At 71.1% G+C, this 17,530-nt stretch carries 14 protein-coding genes, 1 tRNA gene, 1 rRNA gene and 1 pseudogene; 9 read left to right on the top strand and 8 right to left on the bottom strand.

Annotated features, from left to right (window positions below; genetic code table 11):
• The first annotated feature begins 9 nt into the window (after positions 1 to 9).
• Together rrf and LZ495_RS41855 are read left to right on the top strand one after the other, a co-directional pair.
• Positions 10 to 126 (top strand): 5S ribosomal RNA (gene rrf, locus LZ495_RS41860).
• 88 nt (positions 127 to 214) lie between these two features.
• Positions 215 to 409, top strand: coding sequence for a hypothetical protein (locus tag LZ495_RS41855; protein ID WP_235058495.1), 195 nt, complete (start codon positions 215 to 217; stop codon positions 407 to 409).
• A gap of 147 nt (positions 410 to 556) precedes the next feature.
• Here the strand turns inward: LZ495_RS41855 and LZ495_RS45175 are convergent, their stop codons facing one another.
• Complete coding sequence (locus LZ495_RS45175) at positions 557 to 2,464, bottom strand: protein phosphatase 2C domain-containing protein (protein ID WP_235058494.1); 1,908 nt, start codon at positions 2,462 to 2,464, stop codon at positions 557 to 559.
• A 414-nt stretch (positions 2,465 to 2,878) separates the two neighbouring features.
• Here LZ495_RS45175 and LZ495_RS41845 point away from each other — a divergent pair, with 414 nt between their 5' ends.
• Both LZ495_RS41845 and LZ495_RS41840 read left to right on the top strand, forming a co-directional pair.
• Positions 2,879 to 4,042 (top strand): tyrosine-protein phosphatase, encoded by a 1,164-nt coding sequence (locus LZ495_RS41845; RefSeq protein WP_235058493.1) that lies wholly within the window; start codon positions 2,879 to 2,881, stop codon positions 4,040 to 4,042.
• Positions 4,043 to 4,363: 321 nt separating this feature from the next.
• A complete protein-coding gene (locus tag LZ495_RS41840; RefSeq protein ID WP_235058492.1) occupies positions 4,364 to 5,545 on the top strand; it encodes a tyrosine-protein phosphatase in 1,182 nt (393 codons plus the stop codon).
• A gap of 342 nt (positions 5,546 to 5,887) precedes the next feature.
• Here the strand turns inward: LZ495_RS41840 and LZ495_RS41835 are convergent, their stop codons facing one another.
• Entirely contained in the window at positions 5,888 to 6,793 is a 906-nt protein-coding gene (locus LZ495_RS41835) for an RNA polymerase sigma factor SigF (protein ID WP_235058491.1), read from the bottom strand.
• Positions 6,794 to 7,410: 617 nt separating this feature from the next.
• On the opposite strand from LZ495_RS41835, the gene LZ495_RS41830 reads away from it, so the two are divergent.
• Complete coding sequence (locus tag LZ495_RS41830) at positions 7,411 to 10,047, top strand: SpoIIE family protein phosphatase (RefSeq protein ID WP_268824039.1); 2,637 nt, start codon at positions 7,411 to 7,413, stop codon at positions 10,045 to 10,047.
• A 49-nt stretch (positions 10,048 to 10,096) separates the two neighbouring features.
• Here LZ495_RS41830 and LZ495_RS41825 read toward each other — a convergent pair whose 3' ends face one another.
• From LZ495_RS41825 to upp, 5 genes are all read right to left on the bottom strand, one after another.
• Positions 10,097 to 11,017, bottom strand: a complete 921-nt coding sequence (locus tag LZ495_RS41825) for an RNA polymerase sigma factor SigF (protein WP_372498720.1) — start codon at positions 11,015 to 11,017, stop codon at positions 10,097 to 10,099.
• Positions 11,018 to 11,353: 336 nt separating this feature from the next.
• Positions 11,354 to 11,647: a Dabb family protein gene (locus LZ495_RS41820; RefSeq protein WP_235058490.1), complete on the bottom strand. Its 294-nt coding sequence runs from the start codon at positions 11,645 to 11,647 to the stop codon at positions 11,354 to 11,356.
• 3 nt (positions 11,648 to 11,650) lie between these two features.
• A complete protein-coding gene (locus tag LZ495_RS41815) occupies positions 11,651 to 12,157 on the bottom strand; it encodes a PH domain-containing protein (RefSeq protein WP_235058489.1) in 507 nt (168 codons plus the stop codon).
• A 73-nt stretch (positions 12,158 to 12,230) separates the two neighbouring features.
• Positions 12,231 to 12,368: a hypothetical protein gene (locus LZ495_RS41810; protein ID WP_235058488.1), complete on the bottom strand. Its 138-nt coding sequence runs from the start codon at positions 12,366 to 12,368 to the stop codon at positions 12,231 to 12,233.
• Positions 12,369 to 12,824: 456 nt separating this feature from the next.
• Positions 12,825 to 13,466, bottom strand: a complete 642-nt coding sequence (gene upp, locus LZ495_RS41805) for a uracil phosphoribosyltransferase (protein ID WP_235058487.1) — start codon at positions 13,464 to 13,466, stop codon at positions 12,825 to 12,827.
• A gap of 162 nt (positions 13,467 to 13,628) precedes the next feature.
• On the opposite strand from upp, the gene LZ495_RS41800 reads away from it, so the two are divergent.
• The 4 genes from LZ495_RS41800 (at position 13,629) to LZ495_RS41785 (ending at position 16,185) form a co-directional block, all read left to right on the top strand.
• Positions 13,629 to 14,456 (top strand): hypothetical protein, encoded by an 828-nt coding sequence (locus LZ495_RS41800; RefSeq protein ID WP_235058486.1) that lies wholly within the window; start codon positions 13,629 to 13,631, stop codon positions 14,454 to 14,456.
• Positions 14,457 to 15,105: 649 nt separating this feature from the next.
• Positions 15,106 to 15,573, top strand: coding sequence for a tRNA adenosine deaminase-associated protein (locus LZ495_RS41795; RefSeq protein ID WP_235058485.1), 468 nt, complete (start codon positions 15,106 to 15,108; stop codon positions 15,571 to 15,573).
• Positions 15,570 to 16,088 (top strand): tRNA adenosine(34) deaminase TadA, encoded by a 519-nt coding sequence (gene tadA, locus LZ495_RS41790; RefSeq protein ID WP_268824038.1) that lies wholly within the window; start codon positions 15,570 to 15,572, stop codon positions 16,086 to 16,088. The genes LZ495_RS41795 and tadA overlap by 4 nt, the downstream gene beginning before the upstream one ends.
• Before the next feature lie 10 nt (positions 16,089 to 16,098).
• Positions 16,099 to 16,185: transfer RNA gene (locus LZ495_RS41785), tRNA-Ser, on the top strand.
• 84 nt (positions 16,186 to 16,269) lie between these two features.
• Here the strand turns inward: LZ495_RS41785 and LZ495_RS41780 are convergent.
• Positions 16,270 to 17,524: pseudogene (locus LZ495_RS41780) on the bottom strand (tyrosine-type recombinase/integrase).
• Positions 17,525 to 17,530 lie beyond the last annotated feature (6 nt).

The following is a 17,530-nucleotide window of genomic DNA, read 5'->3' as shown; positions in this document are numbered from 1 at the left end:
CGACAGGTTTCCGGTGGTCATGGCGAAGAGGAAACGCCCGGTCCCATTCCGAACCCGGAAGCTAAGCTCTTCAGCGCCGATGGTACTGCACTCGAAGGGGTGTGGGAGAGTAGGACGCCGCCGGAATTGAATTCACAGAAAGCCCGCCCGGGTTTCCCCGGGCGGGCTTTCTGCATTTTCCGGGCGGGTGCCGTCCCGCGGTAGTCTCGGGGGCATGCCTGAGAACAATGAGATGGACCCCGCGGCCAGCACCCAGATGTTCCGTGCCTTCGTGGCGGAGGAGCAGCGCGCCAATGCGGCGGAGCCGGCTCCGCATCACCGCAGCGGCGGGATTTCCCCGGTGCTCGTCGGTGGTGTGGTCGTGGCGGTCATCGCGATCGTCCTGGCGGCGGTGCTGGCGTTCAGCTGAGCGCCTGGCATCGAGAGCCGTGCACGCCGGCGCCGGCAAAGGAGTTCGGTAAATTCGGTAAAGCAGTGAGGGCGAGAACCATCCGGTTCTCGCCCTCACTGCTTTATCCGTGTCGTCGGTGTTGTCGGTGACAGCCGAGGCAGCCGATCACGGCTCCGGCCACAGGGCGACGACGGCGCCGTCGTCGGTGCGGCTGCCCGCGGCGACGTCGGCGAGGAATGCGAGGAGCCCGGGCGGCCGGCGCCAGTCGTCGGACAGGCGGGCGGCCAGGCCGCCGGAGTCGGCGCCGAGCGAGTCGGCGAAGCCTCCGGTCATGACGACCAGGGCGTCGCTGGGGCGCCAGGTCGTGCGGCAGACGCGCGCGTGTTCGGTGCCGTGCTCCGGAAGTGCGGGCGGTGGGACGTCCGCAGGGGTCTCCCGGATGCCGAGGGGTGCGCGCCAACCGCCCTCGGCGAGGCGGAGGATGGTGCTGTCGCCGAGGACGGCCATGTCGACGCGGTCGTCCACGAGCGGTTCGGCGGAGGTGACCAGGATGGCGAGCCGGGTCGCCGGTGCCGGGCGGCCGAGTGCGCGGGCGCGGGTGCCGATCTCGGCGAGGCGGGTGCGCAGTTCGGTCTGGACGGCGGCAAGGGTGCCGGTCCAGTCCCAGTCTTCGTGGCTGCCGGCCGCGACCATGCGGGCCACGGCCCGGTAGGCGCTGCGGAGGGCGACCTGGGCGGCCAGCTCCGGAGCGTACCCGCCGTCGATGCCGTCGCAGACGATGGTGATCGTCCACTGGCCGCTCGGATCCGGGCCGACCGCGAAGGAGTTCTGGCGCGGTGTGCCCTGTTCGGCGTGCAGGTCGCCGCGGACGGCCGCGGCGCGGACCGTGAGGCGTCCGACCCGGCCGCCGTCCACCACGAGTCCGCCGCCGTCCGCGAGGACGGGCGTGGGCAACAGCCGCAGCATGCGCCGGGGTTCGGGGCTTTCTTCGGCGAAGTCCGCGAACACGGACGGGAGTTTGTCCGAGCCGGGGGCTGCCGCGGTAGGTGCGGCTTCCGATGCCTTGGTGGCCGGTGCCTTGGTGGTGCCGACCGCCGATGCGGCCGGCGCTACGGTCGGCGGGGTCGCCGCGACGGGGACTGCCGCCGTCATGCCGGTGCCAGCGCTGCTGCCCGTGCCCGTTCCGGTGTCCGTGTCGTCCGGGCCCGGGGAGCCGGTCGGGTCGCGGGGGTCGAGGGGGTCGACCGGGTCCATGGGGTCGAGGAAGTCGGAGAGCGCCGCTGCCTTCGAGGTGTCCTTGCCGCTGCCGCGGCCGGAGCGCGCGGGCAGCGGGACGGACGGTCCGGGCTCCTCGCGGAGGCGGATCGGCTCGTGGGGCAGCATGTCGGACGGGATCGAGTCGGTCACCGGTGTGCCGGGCGGCGGGCCGGAGCCCAGCATGATGTCTTCCCAGGGGCTGGTCGCACGGCTGCGGCGCGGCCGGTCCCCGCCGGAGGCTGCCGCGGCAGTCCCGGAAGCGCCGGAATTTGCGGTGGTGTCGTCGGTCCCCGCGTGGTCGCTGCCCGCGTCGGTGCGTTCGGACCGCCTGCCGGTGGGGCGCTCGTGCCGGCCGGGGCGGTCGCTGCCCCGCTCATCGGCGCGGTCCGCGCCGATGGTGCCGGGCGGGACCGGCGGCGGCTGGGCGGGCTGGGGCGGGATATAGACGTCCTTGTTGTCGTACGACTCCAGGGTCTCCTCTTCGTCGGAGCCGTGGTTCGTGCGGCGGTCCAGGTCGTCGTCGCGGCGGCCGTAGAGGTCCGCTTCGGGATCGTCGCTCAGCTGCGAAGGGGTGCCGAAACCAAGCCAGTTCGCAATGCGGCGGGCCGGTCCCGGTCGGCCGGGGCCGTCCTCGCCGTCCACATCTTCGTCGATGTCCTCATCGAAGGTGTCGTCCAGGTCGTCGTAGGCGTCCTGGTATGGATCGTCGTAGGGGTCCGCATCGTAGTCGGGGCTCCGGTCGTACCGGTCCGCCGACGATCTCTGCGCCGGCGGTCGGTCGCCGGTGGCGGGGCGCCTGTCGAAACCGTCCGGCACGGGTTCCTCCTCTTCTCCACGGTGCTGCCCGGGTCGGCCCCGGCCGGGTTGGACCAAGTGGTGCCGACCGCGTGTCGCGTCACGGACCTAGCCTGCCCGGATCCTGCGGTTCCGCGCACGGGTTCGCACGCTCCGCGGCATGCTCCGAGGTTACGACGGGGTCTCGGTCCGGCGGTCCGGCCGACACGATCTTGTGACCGGAGTGACGGAATGGCCGGTGGTTGCCGGAGTTCACTTTTCGGCCACCAAAAAACCTGTTCGATCTATCGATCCTTTCGCCCCTTTCGCTTACAGTCTGCGCACCTGATCATCGCGAGTCGGTGGCGGACACTTCACACGTGTCACCGGCTCTTCGTCGTGCCCGCATACGCCCAGGCCGGGCCCCTGCGGGCCGCTGAACATCTTTGGAGTGGAATGAAGCTCCGTCGTACTCGCGTCGCCACCTGTGCCATGGTCGCGACGCTCACGCTCGGCACTGCGGCCGGAACCCTCGCGGTCTCCGGTACTGCGGTCGCCGCGCCGTCGCCCTCTGCGCAGAGCTCTTGGTCGGTCCTGTCCGGTGCGGCGGCGGAGGTCGCAGCGGACGGTTCGGTCAAGCTGTCCTGGACCACGTCCAAGACCCGCGAGGTGCGCGTCTACGCGTCCACGAACCCCTCTCTCCCGGCGCTGACCGGTCGTCAGGTCGCGGTCACGAAGGCCACGTCCGTCACGGTCACCGGCCTGGACCCGGCCCAGCGCTGGTACTTCCAGCTCGTGCCGGACCGCAACCCGTTCGGCGGCGTGGTCGTCGCGTCGCGCGGCGTGGGCCTCGAGAAGGCCGCGAACGCCCGTGACATCGGCGGCTACAAGACCGCGCAGGGCTTCACCGTGAAGTTCGGCCAGGTGTACCGGTCCGACGCGCTGATGAAGCTCACCGACGCCGACCTGAACAAGCTGAAGAACGCAGGCGTCGACAAGATCGCCGACCTGCGCACCGACTTCGAGGTGGGCCTCAACGGTGCGGACAAGGTCCCGGCCGGGGTCGACCTGCTGCGCCTGCCGATCTCGGACGGCGGCATGTACCAGAAGCTGAACGAGGTCATCGGCAGCCACGACCCGGTCCTGCAGGAAGAGGCGCTGACCGGCGGCAAGGCCGAGCAGCTGCTGATCGACGCGAACCGGTCGTTCGTCAACGACGCTGCGCAGCGGGCCCAGTTCGCCGCGGTGATCAAGCAGATCGCGAACGGCGAGACGGTCCTCTACAACTGCACTTCGGGCAAGGACCGCACCGGCTGGATGACCGCGATCATCCTGACCGCGGTCGGGGTCGACCGGGCCACGGTGACGCAGGACTACCTGCTGAGCAACGTGTACCTGAAGGCCGCGAACGAGCGGACCAAGGCGGGCCTGAAGGCGGCCGGCCTGATGCAGAACCCGGACCTGCTGGACCCGCTGCTGGGTGTCCAGAAGGCTTACCTGGACGCTGCGTTCGACGAGGTGCAGAAGGAGTACGGCTCGTTCGACCGCTACCTGCGGGCGGGCCTGGGCCTGGACGGTCTGACGCTGGCGAAGCTGCGCCTGCAGCTGCTGGCGGTCTGATCCACCGGTCTCCTCTGCTCCACCTGCTCCACCTGCTTGACCCGGTCCGGCCGGTTCGCCTCGCACGGGCGGGTGGATTGACCTGATTGGTCATCAATTGTTCACCGGTGCAAGCCGGGACAAGCGGAAAGCGGCGGCACATGGCTTCGGCCGTGTGTCGCCGCTCACGTTTTGCACGTACGACCGCGTATGGAGCGACTGCCTGCGCGGTCACTACAGTGGTGCCGCGCGCCAACGGTCTTTTTCGCAGCCCCGCCGGCCATGCCCGCGGGCGTTCCCGGGCGCGCGTTTCCTGCTGAACCGATCCAGGAGCACCACCGCATGCGCGCACGCCGCACTCGTTTCACCACCATCGCCCTTGCTTCTGCACTGACTTTCGGCCTGGCCGCGTCCAGCGCCGGCACTTCCGCGACCGCTGCCGAGTCGGAGGCCGTCGCGGCCGCGCCCGAGTCGGCGGCCGGGTCCTCGATAGCCTCGATCCTCGACGCGTCCGTGGCCAACGGCGCGAACGGCTCGTACACGGTGAGCTGGACCGGTCTGCTGGCCGGCGCGCAGATGACCGTCTATGCGTCCACCGACCCGCGCGACCCGGCGCGTTCGGGCACCAAGGTCGCGACCTCGCGCAGCGGCAGCGCGGTGGTCACCGGCCTGGACCCGGCGAAGCGCTGGTACTTCAAGGTGGTTCCGTACGGAGCCGGCTACGGCGTGGTCGCGGCGACCCGCGGGGTCGGTGCGCAGGGCGCACTGAACACCCGTGACCTGGGCGGCTACCGCACCGAGTTCGGCCTGGTCGTGCGCTACGGCGAGGTCTTCCGCTCGGACGGCCTGGGCAAGCTGACCGAGGCCGGCACCGCGAAGCTGGCCTCGCTGGGCCTGGACGGCGCGTACGACTTCCGGATCAGCGGCGAGGCGGGCAGCAACGGCCCGAACAAGCTTCCGGCGGGCGTGGATTCGTTCAACCTGCCGATCTCGGACGGCGGCGTGCTGGGTGTCGTGATCGCTGCGGTGTCCAGCGGCGACCCGGTCAAGCAGCAGGAGATCCTGGGCGACGGCAAGGCGGCCAAGTTCCTTGAGGACGTGAACCGTTCGTTCGTCACCGACCCGGCGAAGCGTGCCCAGTTCGCCCAGGTCCTCAAGGCCGTCGCGAGCGGCGACACGGTGCTGTTCAACTGCTCGTCCGGCAAGGACCGCACCGGCTGGATGTCCGCGGTGATCCTGACCGCGCTGGGCGTGGACCGCGAGACGGTGTACCGCGACTTCCTGGCCAGCAACGACTACCTGAAGCCGGCCATCGACGGGACCATCGCGCAGATGGTCGCGTCGGGTGCGCTGCAGGACCCGGAGCTGATCCGCCCGATGCTGGGCGTGCAGCGCTCGTACCTGGACGCGGCGTTCGACGAGGTGCAGAAGCAGTACGGTTCGTTCGACCGCTACCTGCGCGACGGGCTCGGCATCGACGCGGTCACGCTGGCCCAGCTGAAGCTGCGGCTGCTGACCATCTGAGTCCGGACTCCCGGCTCTCCGGACCGGCCGGGGCCCGGTGCCGCCGGCCGGTTCCGCGGGTGACACGAGTCGCCCCGCCTGGTGCTCCGCTTCGCGCGTCCTTCCGACGCTGCGGCGGGCACCCGGGCGGGGCGACTTGTCGCTTCGTGTATTCGTTTACGTGGTCTGTCGCACTGGCGGATACATCCTCCCCTGAAGGATAAGTATCACCAGTATTTTGCATCCCCCAAAGCATTCCTATCGGTTTCCTGCGAGGAAACGACAGGATTCCGTACCACACCCGGTTCCCCCTGGCCCCCCAGGACGGACACCGCGCCGGCCCGCGGTGATCCGGGTTTGCGCTCAGCAGTCACCCAGTTCGGTACGGAGCCTGGTCAGGGTGCGGGACAGCAGCCGGGACACGTGCATCTGCGAGATGCCGAGCTCGGTGGCGATCTGGGACTGCGACATGCTGTTGAAGAAGCGCATCATCAGGATCTTGCGCTCGCGGGCCGGCAGCCGGCTCAGCAGCGGGCGGAGCGCTTCGCGGTATTCGACCCCCTCGAGGGCCTGGTCCTGATAGCCGAGGCGGTCCGCGAGGGTGCGCTCGTCGGTGCCGTCGGTGGCGTCCAGCGAGGAGGGTGCGTACGCGTTGGTGGCCTCCAGGCAGGCGACCACTTCTTCCTGAGTGACCTGCAGGTACGCGGCCATCTCGGCCACCGTCGGGGCGCGGTCGTTGGCCTGCGACAGCGTCTCGATGGCCTCGGACAGCGAGAGCCACAGCTCCTGGACGCGGCGCGGCACGCGCAGCGACCACCCGCTGTCCCGGAAGTAGCGCTTGATCTCGCCGATGATCGTCGGCATCGCGTACGAGGGGAACTGCACGCCGCGGTCCGGGTCGAAGCGGTCGATGGCCTTGATGAGGCCGATCGTGCCCACCTGGACGACGTCCTCGTGCGGCTCGTTGCGGTGCCGGAAGCGGTTGGCGGCGTACCGGACCAGCGGCAGGTTCTGCCGGATCAACTGGTCGCGGATGTAGCTGTGCTCCGGGGATCCGCGTTCCAGGGTGGCGAGGCGGGCGAACAGCAGCGCGGACATCTTGCGGACGTCCGAACTGTCGCGCGACTCCGGGTCGGGCTCGAGCAGGTCGAGCGGTCCCGGGTCGAGGGCGGCGGGATCGGCGACAGGCCGCCGCCCCAGGGGGACCTCGGGGTAGGTGCGAGGCGCTGGTTCGGACTGAACGTGCTGGGTGTCGAGCAGGGCAGACATCCGTACCTCATCGCGGGTCGTCTAGTACCGGCAGTGCTTTCCGGACTGGCCGGATCGATACCGGTCGGTGTCCATCAGATCAATACCAGAAGCAGTGGCGGTATCAAACCGCTTCGGGTAAACCAGACATTTAGCATCAAAATTCTTCATATCACACAGGCTTCGCTGTGGTACAGATCAAATCCAGGCGAATGTCGATCAAGATACGTAGTTGTTTATGCTCACCAGTGGCGTGAATCGGCTGTTATTGCTATAGGTGTGTTGTCCAACCGCATGGGTATCCATCGCGCGACCCCGCGCGACATACGCCACAGCGCGCGTGGTGTTGCCGAGGGCTCGGAAGGGGAACCGGGCCACGGAGGTATACGCGGTCGCGGGCGGACGGCAGTCGTGATGTGATCGAGAGCGGACCGCCGTCCGGAAGGACTGTTGTTCGAAAGTTCGAAAAGTTCGAAGGAACAGCACGACGAATTGCTCTCGGGGGCTGGGGGCTCGCGGTGCACGCTGCGCTGCGGCAGAACGGGGGACCACCGAGGAGGCAGGCAATGGGGGACGAACGGGGGAAGAGCAGTCCGGCCATGCCCCGGACCAGGGCGCGGGACAGGCCAGGTGAGGACATGAGCAGCGCTGCCGCACCGCTGGACGCCGTCCCGGCGCAGGGCGGCTACGAGCCTGCCTGGACCTGGGCCGGACTCCAGGAGCGCCTGGCCCCGCTGCTGCAGGACCTGGTCGACGCCTGCGGCGGCACCTCTCCGGTCAGCGCCTGCATGGTCTACGCCTGGCTGCCGGACATCGGCGAGCTGCGCGGCGTCGCCGGGCTGGTCAAGGACTTCGCCGGTCCTCCTCTGTATGCGCACCTGTGGTGCCGGGTGCTCGCCGACGAGCAGCTTCCGGTCACCGAGGCGCTGCGCGACGGGACGGTCGTCGCGATCGAGAACCCGGTGCTCAGCGCCGCCCGCTACCCGCACCACAACCAGAGCACCTGGTCGGGGGTGAACGGCGCGTGCATGGCGGTGCCGATCGCCGGGCCGATAGGAGGGCCGGCCGCCCCGGGGGCGGAGCCGGCCGGCGTGCTCGGGCTGGCGTTCCGCGATGCGATGCGCTTCGACCCGCGGCTCATCGCACGGGTGCGGGCCTTCGCGGAGCTCCTCGGCGAGGAACTCGCGCGCGCGGGCGAGATACCGCGGGCGGAACCTTTCTTCAGTGCGCCGGAGGCCGGTTCGGGCGCCCCTGCAGCCGCGTCGGCGCCCGGGCCGGTTCCCGTTCCGGCGGCGCCGGCGGCACCGCCAGTGCCGGCCGGGCCGCCCGCCCGGCCCGCGGTGGACGCGCAGGCCACGCTCGACGCGCTGGACGCGGCCGGCACCGGCATCTTCGACTGGGACCTCGGAACCGGCGTGATCGCGCTCGACGCCCGGCTGAGCCGGATGCTCGGCGAGGACGATCCGTACGTCGGGCCGATCGAACCGGTGCTCTGCTCGCTGCACCCCGAGGACTACCCGGGGCTGCGGCTGCACCTGGCCGAGGCGTTCGCCGCCGACGGCCCGTTCAGTTCCGGCCACCGGCTGCGCACCCCCGGCGGGTACCGCTGGGTGGAGGTCCGCGGCAGCGTCATGGGCGGCGCCGACGGCGGCCCGCGCCGGCTGCGCGGCGTGGTCAGCGACGTGACCGAGGCGTCCGACCTGCGGCTCAGCCTCGCCCGGCAGGCCGAGGAGGTCGAGGCGCTGGTCATCGTCATCGACGACGAATGGCGCCTGGTCTACTGCAACGCCCCCAGCGAGACGCTCTTCCGGCGCCCGCGCGCGGAGATCCTCGGGCGTCCGCTGCACGCCCTGCTGCCCGAGGCGCGCAGCCATGGATGGGGGCGGCACCTTTTCGCCGCCCTGCAGGAGCGGCGCGTGCAGTCCTTCACGCTGCATGTGCCGGACGACGACCGGTGGTTCCGGGTCAGCGCGTATCCGCGGCGCGACCAGATGCTGCTGTTCTGCCTCGACATCACCGACGAGCGCGAGCGGGACGCGCGGCTGCGCGAGGCGGCCCAGGTCGCGGCCGCGCAGCAGGCCCGCATCCAGTTGCTCACCGCGGCGCTGGCCGAGTCGCTGACCGTGCACGAAGTGGTCCGGGCGGCGCGCCGCCTGCCCGCGGTGTGCGGCGCCGACGGGCTGGCGGTCGGCCTGATCCAGGACGGCCGGCTGCGGGTCGTCGGGCACGCCGGTTACCCGCCGCGGGCGGCTTCGGCGTACCCGGTCTGGGAGTTGGACGACGACGCGCCGTTCGTCGAGGCGGTGCGCCGGCGCAGCGCTTTCGCGATCACCTCGCGCGAGGAGTACATGCGGCGCTACCCGCATCTGGGCGAGCTGGCCGGGGCGGCCGGCAAGCAGGCGTGGGTGTTCCTGCCGCTGGTCGCGTCCGGCGAGGTGGTCGGCACCGCGGTGCTCTCCTACAACCGGCAGCGCGAGTTCGATGCGGACGACTACCGGCTGTTCGGGCAGCTCCGGGCGCTGCTCGCGCGGGCGCTGCACCGGGCGCGGCGGTACGACGACGAGCATGCGATGTCCGCGGGCCTGCAGCGCGGCCTGCTGCCGGGGCGGCCGGCCCGGATCGCCGGGCTGACGGTCGCGACCCGCTATATACCGGCCACCGTCGGGATGCAGGTGGGCGGCGACTGGCACGACGTCATCTCATTGCCCGGCGGCCGGGTCGGGCTGGTGATCGGCGACGTGCAGGGGCACGGTGTGGACGCGGCCGCGATCATGGGCATGCTGCGGACCGCGGTGCTGGCGTATGCGGTGGAGGGGCACGAGCCGGCCGAGGTGGTGCGGCGGACGAATGCGCTGACCGCGGGGCTCGGTACCGACTTGTTCGCGACGTGCGCGTACGTGGAGTTCGACCCGGGGACGGGCCGTGCGGTGGTGGTGCGGGCCGGCCACCAGCATCCGGCGGTCCTGGGGCGCGCCGGGGTGCGGCTGGTCGACGTGCCGGGCGGGCTGCCGCTCGGCATCGACACCGATGCCCGCTATCCGGCCACCGAACTGGCCTTGGAGCGCGGCGATGTGCTGGTGCTGTGCACGGACGGCCTGGTGGAGTCGCGCGGGTTGAGCCTGGACGAGGGGGTGGCGTGGATGCTGGAGACGCTCGAACACGGCCGGGGCATGACGCCGGACGGGCTCGCGGGTCACCTCATCGCCCGGCGTACCGGCGAACTCGGCGACGACATCGCCTTGTTGCTCGCCCGGTACGACGGCATCGCGGAGTAGCGCAGGGTGCAGCGCGGTCCGGCCGGAGGTACGGCCGGACCGGCACGGCTCAGGCGGACAGGTCGGCGCGCAGCCGGGCGAGGGCGCGGGCCAGCAGCCGCGAGACGTGCATCTGCGAGATGCCGAGGCGCTCGCCGATCTGCGACTGCGTCATGTTGCCGAAGAAGCGCAGCATGATGATCTGCCGGTCGCGCGGCGCCATGCGGGCCAGCAACGGCCGCAGGGCTTCGCGGTATTCGACGCCGTCGAGGGCCTCGTCCTCCTGGCCCAGCCGGGCGATGAGGGCGTTGTCGCGGTCGTCGTCCAGGTCGTGCGCGTCCAGCGAGGCGGGCGAGTAGGCGTTGGCGGCCTCCATGCCCTCGAGGATCTCCTCGACCGTCATGCCGAGGTGGTTCGCGAGCTCGACCACGGTCGGGGCGCGGTCGTGCTTGTGCGAGAACTCCTCGGTGGCCTCCGCCAGGGCCAGGCGCAGTTCCTGGAGGCGGCGCGGGACGCGGACGCTCCACGAGGTGTCCCGGAAGAAGCGCTTGATCTCGCCGATGATGGTGGGCACCGCGTAGGTGGGGAACTCCACGCCGCGGTGCGGGTCGAAGCGGTCGATGGCCTTGATGAGGCCGATGGTGCCGACCTGCAGGACGTCCTCGTACTGGTCGGTGCGGCTGCGGAAGCGGTTGGCCGCGAACCGGACCAGCGGCAGGTTGAGTTCGACGAGGGTGCTGCGCACGTACGCGTGCTCGGGCGACCCCTCCTCGACCTGCGACAGGCGCAGGAGCATCGTGCGCGAGAGCACCCGCGTGTCGAGCGGGGCCTCGGGGCCGGCCGCCGTACCGGAGTCCGCGGCGCCGCGTGGCGCGGGGATGCCGCCGGGTGCCGGACCGGCAGGTGCATCGCCGGAGCGGGGGAGAGGTACCGACCGGGTCTCGGTGTCGACCTCTGCGGTATCCACCGCGGACGCATCGCGAAGCAGCACGGGAAAGCCCACCTCCTCATCGGAGCCGAACCAGGTCGGCCGCCTGCCAGGTCCGCGGGCGGCCGTCGTTCGCTACCTGCATACCGGTGCGGAGGATTCCCAAACCCCTTGCGACATCCTGGATTTGTCCGGCCAAGCGCGTCAACTCGGACGTAGGGGTCCGGTCAACCCGTGATGAAGCGGGCAAAAGGCTGGGCGAACGCCGTGGAATTCTCGACAAGTTACCCGCGGGTCGGGGGCAAGCGTCCGAAGTTACCCGCGGGTCATGCCGGTTCGCACCCGGCGTGGTGCCGCCCGGCGCTCCGTCCCGGAGCCCCGGGCCGGCGGTGCTGCGGGTCAGCTCTCCAGGTCGGCGATGACCCAGGTGGCGAACTCGCGCCACTGCGCGGCGGCGGCCTGGTGGTCGGGGTGCGCGATGTAGCGCTGCAGCGCGTCGCCGTCCGCGACGTCCGAGACGATCGCGAAGTCGTACGCGATGTCCCGCTCGGTGATGTTCCAGCCGCACTGCCAGAAGTCGAGCTCGGGGATCACGCCGCCGAGCTCCTCGAAGGCCTTGGCGCCGGCCTGCACGCGCGCCTCGTCGCGCGAGACGCCCTCATTGAGCTTGAAGAGGACGAGGTGACGGATCATGGCTTACCCCTTGGTATCGAACATCAGGTCGCACATCCGGACATAGATCGTGTCCGGCCACGGAACATACTCCACGTCCTTCAGGGCGTCCTCGGTGACGCCGGACTCCAGGACGAGCGTGCCGTGGCCGAGGATCCGGCCGGAGAGCGAGCGCTGGAACTTCAGCTCGGTCACCTTGTCCAGCGGCACCATCAGGACGCGCCGGGTGAGCACGCCGGTGGTGACCATGACCCGCCGGTCGGTGACGAAGAAGTAGTCGTGCCGCCAGACCAGGTAGTGCCACAGGCACCACAGCACGGACGCCACGACCACCGGCCACAGCGCGAGGTGCACGACGGCGTTCTCCTCGGGGAAGTACATGGCCATCGCGATGGCGAGGGCCGCGGCGCCCGCGGCCGCACCGGCCGGGCGGATCAGCACCGACCAGTGCCGGCGTACCGCGATCACACACTTCTCGGCCGGCAGCAGGTACCGCTGCACGGTCTTGGGGCGTATCGAGGGGTCGAGCATCGCGATCGGCGTCTCGTGGGTCCTGGCGTCGGCGGGGGTCCGGGAATCCGGCGGTCCGTGAGCGGGATGCGGCTCAGTTGGCCAGGTTGCCGATCTGGTTGCCGACCCACTTGCAGGCCGAGGAGATCGCGGAGAACCACTGGGCGATCAGGTCGGAGGCCTTGTCCGGGGTGGCGATGATCGTATAGACGACGAAGCTTATGAGCAGCACGCCGACGATCTTCTTGGCCTGCACCTGCATGTCCCGCCTCCCCTGAGGAGCGCCGGGCGGACGCTCAACCTCATTGATACCGGTCCCTGCGGACTGCGGCGACCCTCCACGCCGTTCCCGGCGGGGAAGCGTCCTGCGGCGGTAGGGGTATGCCCGGCAATGCCGGAAAAGAGAAGAGCGGCATGTGCCAAGAGAAGACAAAAAGAAGAGGGAGCGGCCGCGGGGGGAATCGGTCGCTCCCTCTTCTGCAGGGACCCGGCCGGAGCAACGGTGGGTCGAACCGTCGCAAGCATCAGCCTGGAGTCCCGAGGGTGCCGGCGGGGTTCCTGCCCAACCCCGGGCACACCACCAAGCATGCTCCGTACCGGACAGTTGCGCATCCGGCGGACGTCCCGGGGTGCGGGGCCTTTGGTCCTTTGCTCCGGAGGGGTTCCGGGGTCCCTGGGGGCTGCTCGGTCAGCCCGCGGTGCCGTACAGGCGGTCGCCCGCGTCGCCCAGGCCCGGCACGATGTAGCCGTGCTCGTTGAGCCGCTCGTCGACGGCCGCGGTCACCACGGTGACCGGCACGGACGAGTCCTTGAAGGCCTCCTGCATCAGCGCCACGCCCTCGGGGGCGGCCAGCAGGCACAGCGCCGTCACATCGCGCGCGCCGCGGTCGATCAGCAGCTGCGTGGCGGCCACCAGGGTGCCGCCGGTGGCCAGCATCGGGTCCAGCACGTAGGCCTGGCGGCCGGTGAGGTCGTCCGGCATCCGGGTGGCGTAGGTCGACGGCTGCAGCGTGCCCTCGTCCCGGATCATGCCCAGGAACCCGACCTCGGCGGTCGGGAGCAGCCGGACCATGCCGTCCAGCATGCCGAGGCCGGCGCGCAGGATCGGCACCACCAGGGGGCGCGGGTACGACAGCTTCACGCCGGTGGTCTCGGACACCGGGGTGCGCAGCACCACCTGGTCGACCAGCACGTCGCGGGTCGCCTCGTACGCGAGCAGCGTGACGAGCTCGTCGGCCAGCCGCCGGAAGGTCGGCGAGTCGGTGCGCTCATCGCGCAGGGTGGAGAGCTTGTGGGCGACGAGGGGATGGTCGACGACGTGAATCCGCATGGTGAGACAGTATCCGCTCGTCGGCGCGCGATGTGACCGCCCGGCGTGCGGTGCGGCGTGCGGTGCGCCCCTTCCGAAGCCTTTCCGGTGGCATATTTTCGGCCGAGCGGGCAGGTTGGTGACGGAAGCCGGGTCGAATGCAGAGCTGACCGAGGGGGCCCCATGGGGCAGCAGCCGAGGCGCACAGGAGACGAGCGGACGCCCGCGTCGAAGCCGCGCGGGCGCGCGGCGGCGCGGCGTACCGACGAGACCGCCGAGTCGGAAAGCACCACCCGTACCAGCCGTGCCACCCCTGCCGCACGCACATCCCGCACTGCCCGTGCATCGCGGACCCGCCGGGCTGCGGACCGCCGCGGCGGCGAACCGGCCGCGCCGGGCAGCGCCGGTACGGCCGGAAAAAGCGCCGCGGAGCCGGGGGCTTCCCCGGGCGCCGCGGCTGCGCCGTCCGCGCCGCGCAGGCGGGCGCGCAGGAGCGCCGACGGCGCGCGCAAGACATCAGAGGGGCGTGCGGCTGCCGCCAAGCGCCCCCGGGGGCCGGGCTCCGCGGCTTCGTCGGCGGCCGGTCGCGAGGCCGAACGCGCCCGAGCCGCCGAACGAGCCGCAGAACGAGCCGCTGAACCGGCGGGCCCGGCCGGGTCGGACGCCCAGAAGTCCCGCCGCCGGCCCAAGCCGCGCCGGGCCGCCGCCAAGGCCGCCGACGAGCCCGCTTCCGTTCTCAAGGCCGCTTCCGAACCCGGGATCGGACCCGGGATCGACCCCGGGGCCGACGCCGACCACGAGTCCGCGGGCATCGCCCTGCCGCCCGTCGAGGCTGCGGTCCGCGCTCCGGAGGCCCGTCCCGAGGAGACAGACGCCGAACGCCGCCGCCGGCGCGCGCTGTTCCTGCGCGAGCTGGCCGAGGCGCACGAACTGCGCGAGCGCATCCAGCCGCGCCGCACCCGGACCGCCCGGCTGCGCCAGATGATGCGCATGCGCACCTTCCGCTACTGACCCGGAAGACGGACACCGGGTGCCGCCCCAGGGCAACGGGACGGCACCCGGTATCGCGCGGCCGCACCTCGTCGCGGGCGGGTGGGCGTTCCCCGCGCGGCACTGCGGCGCCGCGGGCCCGGCCGCGCGCGACTGATCCGGGCCGTGCGCGACTGACCCGAGCCCGCAGCGGCGCGCCCGTACCTCCGGCAGCCATCCCGTCGCCGTCCGACCAACTTCCCCGCCGCACGTTTCCGTGGCCGGCACGGCGGCCGCAGCGGCCTCGTCACCCTGCTTCGCGGCCGTACCGTCCAGCCCGGGGCGGGCGCTCTGCGCGCGGCTGTTCGCGCTGTCCGGACAGAAGCGCCGGATGTGCACCACAATGTCGTGGGTGGCGCGTGTCGGGTGGGCGCGTGCCGACCGGTAATTGCCCGGGCGGAGGTGGGAGGTTCGCCGGGGGCGACGCATGGGGGCGGTGGGGCGGCAATTCGCGCGCAGCGGGGGTCGTTTCTGCCACGATGCGTGAGGGAAGCACAACCGTGGTTCCGGGCCCGGAGGGGTCCCTCCCGGCCGGATGCCGGGGGACGGCATCCGGCGGGATCCGACATCACGGCAGGGCGCGCGGTCCGGGGAGCCGGCCGCGCCGAGTCCGACGACCTGGGAGAGTCCGGTGGCGTACTTCGCCGCAGTGCTTGTGCGCACTGAGCAGCAATGGGAGGCGCAAGAGGTCGACCTCGACGATGTCGACGACCTCGACGGGATCGCCGATCTCGCACGCGCTTCGTCGGTCGACGAGGAACCGGTGCTGTTGCTCGTCGAACAGGAAGACACCTGGTTCGCGGTGATCCGCGTGGACGGCGAGGAGGATCCGCGCATCTACGTCTCGGATGCCGCCGCGGTGGCGCGCAGCGCTTACGGCGACACCCTGCTGACCGCCGACGTGCTCGGGCACGACCCCGACGACGAAGAGGAGGCCCCGCCGACCGGTCCGGCGGGCGACGAGACGGTGCTCGCCGACCTGGGCGTCCACCCCGACGAACTGGCCGACCTGGGCAGCGGCGGCAAGATGCCGGCCGATGCGCTCATCATGATCGCCGAGCGGCTCGGCTGCGCCGACGAACTGGAGACCGTGCGTTGACGGTTCCGCCGACCGCTCCGGACCGCCGCGGTCCGGTGCGGACCCGGTACGAGCCGTGGATGCGCCTGGCGCTCGACGAGGCACGCCTCGCCCCGGCCACCGGCGACGTCCCGATCGGGTGCGTCGTCCTCGACCGCGACGGCGCGGTGGTCGGCCGGGGCCGCAACGAGCGCGAGGCGTACGGCGACCCCACCGCGCACGCCGAGGTCGTGGCCCTGCGCGAGGCGGCCCGGACGGTCGGCGAGTGGCGGCTGTCCGGCTGCACCCTGGTCGTCACCCTGGAGCCGTGCACGATGTGCGCGGGCGCGATCGTGCTCTCCCGCGTCGACCGCGTGGTCTTCGGCGCCTGGGACGAAAAGGCCGGCGCCGCCGGTTCGCTGTGGGACGTCCTGCGCGACCGCCGCCTGAACCACCGCCCCGAAGTGCTCTCCGGAGTGCTCGAGGACGAGTGCGGCGAACTGCTCCGGACCTTCTTCCGGGAATCCGGTTTCGAGGCAAGGGGTCACGTCGGGTAGGCTCTCCCTCGGTAGCGTGTCCGAGCGGCCTAAGGAGCACGCCTCGAAAGCGTGTGAGGGGGCAACTCCTCCGTGGGTTCAAATCCCACCGCTACCGCTCTGAGCAGGAAAAACGTCAACCCCGACCGTATCCCGGTCGGGGCTGACGTCGTTTAGATGATCTTCCGTCTCACTTCCCGTCTCAGTTGGCCGCTTCCGGGCCCTGCTCAGGCTTGTCCGGCTGCTTCCAGATGAGCCCACCGACCTGCTCGGCGACACTGCGCCGCATGCCGTCGGTCACGTGCTGGTACCGCGCTGCCATGGCTGTGGACGACCACCCCATGATGGCCATCACCAGCCGCTCCGAGACGCCGAGCAGGAGCAACACGGTGGCGGCCGTGTGGCGGGCATCGTGCAGCCGGCCGTCTCGGACGCCGGCCGCTGCGAGGAGCGCCTTCCACTGGTCGTAGTCCGACCGCGGGTTCAGCGGCTCGCCGTACTCGGCCGCGAACAGCCACCCGCCCTCGGTCCACCACTTGCCCGCGGCTTCCCTCTCCTGGTCTTGCTGGTCGCGGTGCAGCTTGAGCAGGTCGACCAGCGCATCCGGCAGTCCGATGACGCGCCCGCGACTTCGTCTCTTCGGTGTCCTTGTTGGTCCGCACCCGCTCCGGGCAGTACCCCGGGTACTTGCGACCGCAGTGACCCGAGCACCCGTGCTGGTACTTCGGGCGGACGCGGTTGCGGCGCACCCGGAGGGTTCCGGTGTCCAGGTCCACGTCCTTCCAGCGGAGCCCCAGAGCCTCACCCTGGCGGAGTCCGAGCGCGAGCGCGATGGCCCACCGCGCGCCGTTGCGCTCCTTCAGTGCCGCTTCGAGCAGGCGCTGAATCTCGGCGACGGAGTACGGCTCCACCTCCTGCTCGCCCACCTTCGGGGCCTTGGCGAGCGCCGCCACGTTCCGCATGATGTGCCCGCGCCGCTGAGCCTCCGATAAGGCAACCCGGACCGTGCGATGCACCTGGTGCGCGGTCGCCGGCGACAGTCCCTTGTCGCGCTGCATCTTCATGTACAGCCGCTCCAGGTGCTCGGGCTCCAGCTTCTTGAGCTGATGCCGCCCGATGCCCGGGATCAGGTGCCTGGTGACCGCGACGCGGTACGACGAGTACGTCGTGGCACGGACGACCGGCGGGGCAGTGATGTGCTCCAGCCAGTGAGTCAGCCACGCCATGACCGTCCACGGCTTCCCGGGCTTGGGCACGGTGCCCTGCTCGCGCAGGTTCTCCAGTTCGCGAACGGCCTGGATGACCTCAGCATGGGTCTTGCGCTCCACGTGGCGCCGGTCGGGGGAGCCGTCGTCCTTGACGCCTACGGTCACCCGGCCGTGCCACTTTCCGTCCTTCCCTTGGTAGATGGACGATGCGCCGTTCGGGCGGCGCGTCCGCTTTTTCTCCTCTGCCATCTGTGC

It is taken from the genome of Yinghuangia soli (assembly GCF_021502675.1).
Taxonomy (GTDB): domain Bacteria; phylum Actinomycetota; class Actinomycetes; order Streptomycetales; family Streptomycetaceae; genus Yinghuangia; species Yinghuangia soli.
This window is presented reverse-complemented; position numbering and strand designations above follow the sequence as displayed.

Coding starts and splice junctions, on each gene's coding strand:
- LZ495_RS41855 (WP_235058495.1), top strand. CDS start 215: ATGCCTGAGAACAATGAGATGGACCCCGCGGCCAGCACCCAGATGTTC.
- LZ495_RS41845 (WP_235058493.1), top strand. CDS start 2,879: ATGAAGCTCCGTCGTACTCGCGTCGCCACCTGTGCCATGGTCGCGACG.
- LZ495_RS41840 (WP_235058492.1), top strand. CDS start 4,364: ATGCGCGCACGCCGCACTCGTTTCACCACCATCGCCCTTGCTTCTGCA.
- LZ495_RS41835 (WP_235058491.1), bottom strand. CDS start 6,793: ATGTCTGCCCTGCTCGACACCCAGCACGTTCAGTCCGAACCAGCGCCT.
- LZ495_RS41830 (WP_268824039.1), top strand. CDS start 7,411: ATGAGCAGCGCTGCCGCACCGCTGGACGCCGTCCCGGCGCAGGGCGGC.
- LZ495_RS41820 (WP_235058490.1), bottom strand. CDS start 11,647: ATGATCCGTCACCTCGTCCTCTTCAAGCTCAATGAGGGCGTCTCGCGC.
- LZ495_RS41815 (WP_235058489.1), bottom strand. CDS start 12,157: ATGCTCGACCCCTCGATACGCCCCAAGACCGTGCAGCGGTACCTGCTG.
- upp (WP_235058487.1), bottom strand. CDS start 13,466: ATGCGGATTCACGTCGTCGACCATCCCCTCGTCGCCCACAAGCTCTCC.
- LZ495_RS41800 (WP_235058486.1), top strand. CDS start 13,629: ATGGGGCAGCAGCCGAGGCGCACAGGAGACGAGCGGACGCCCGCGTCG.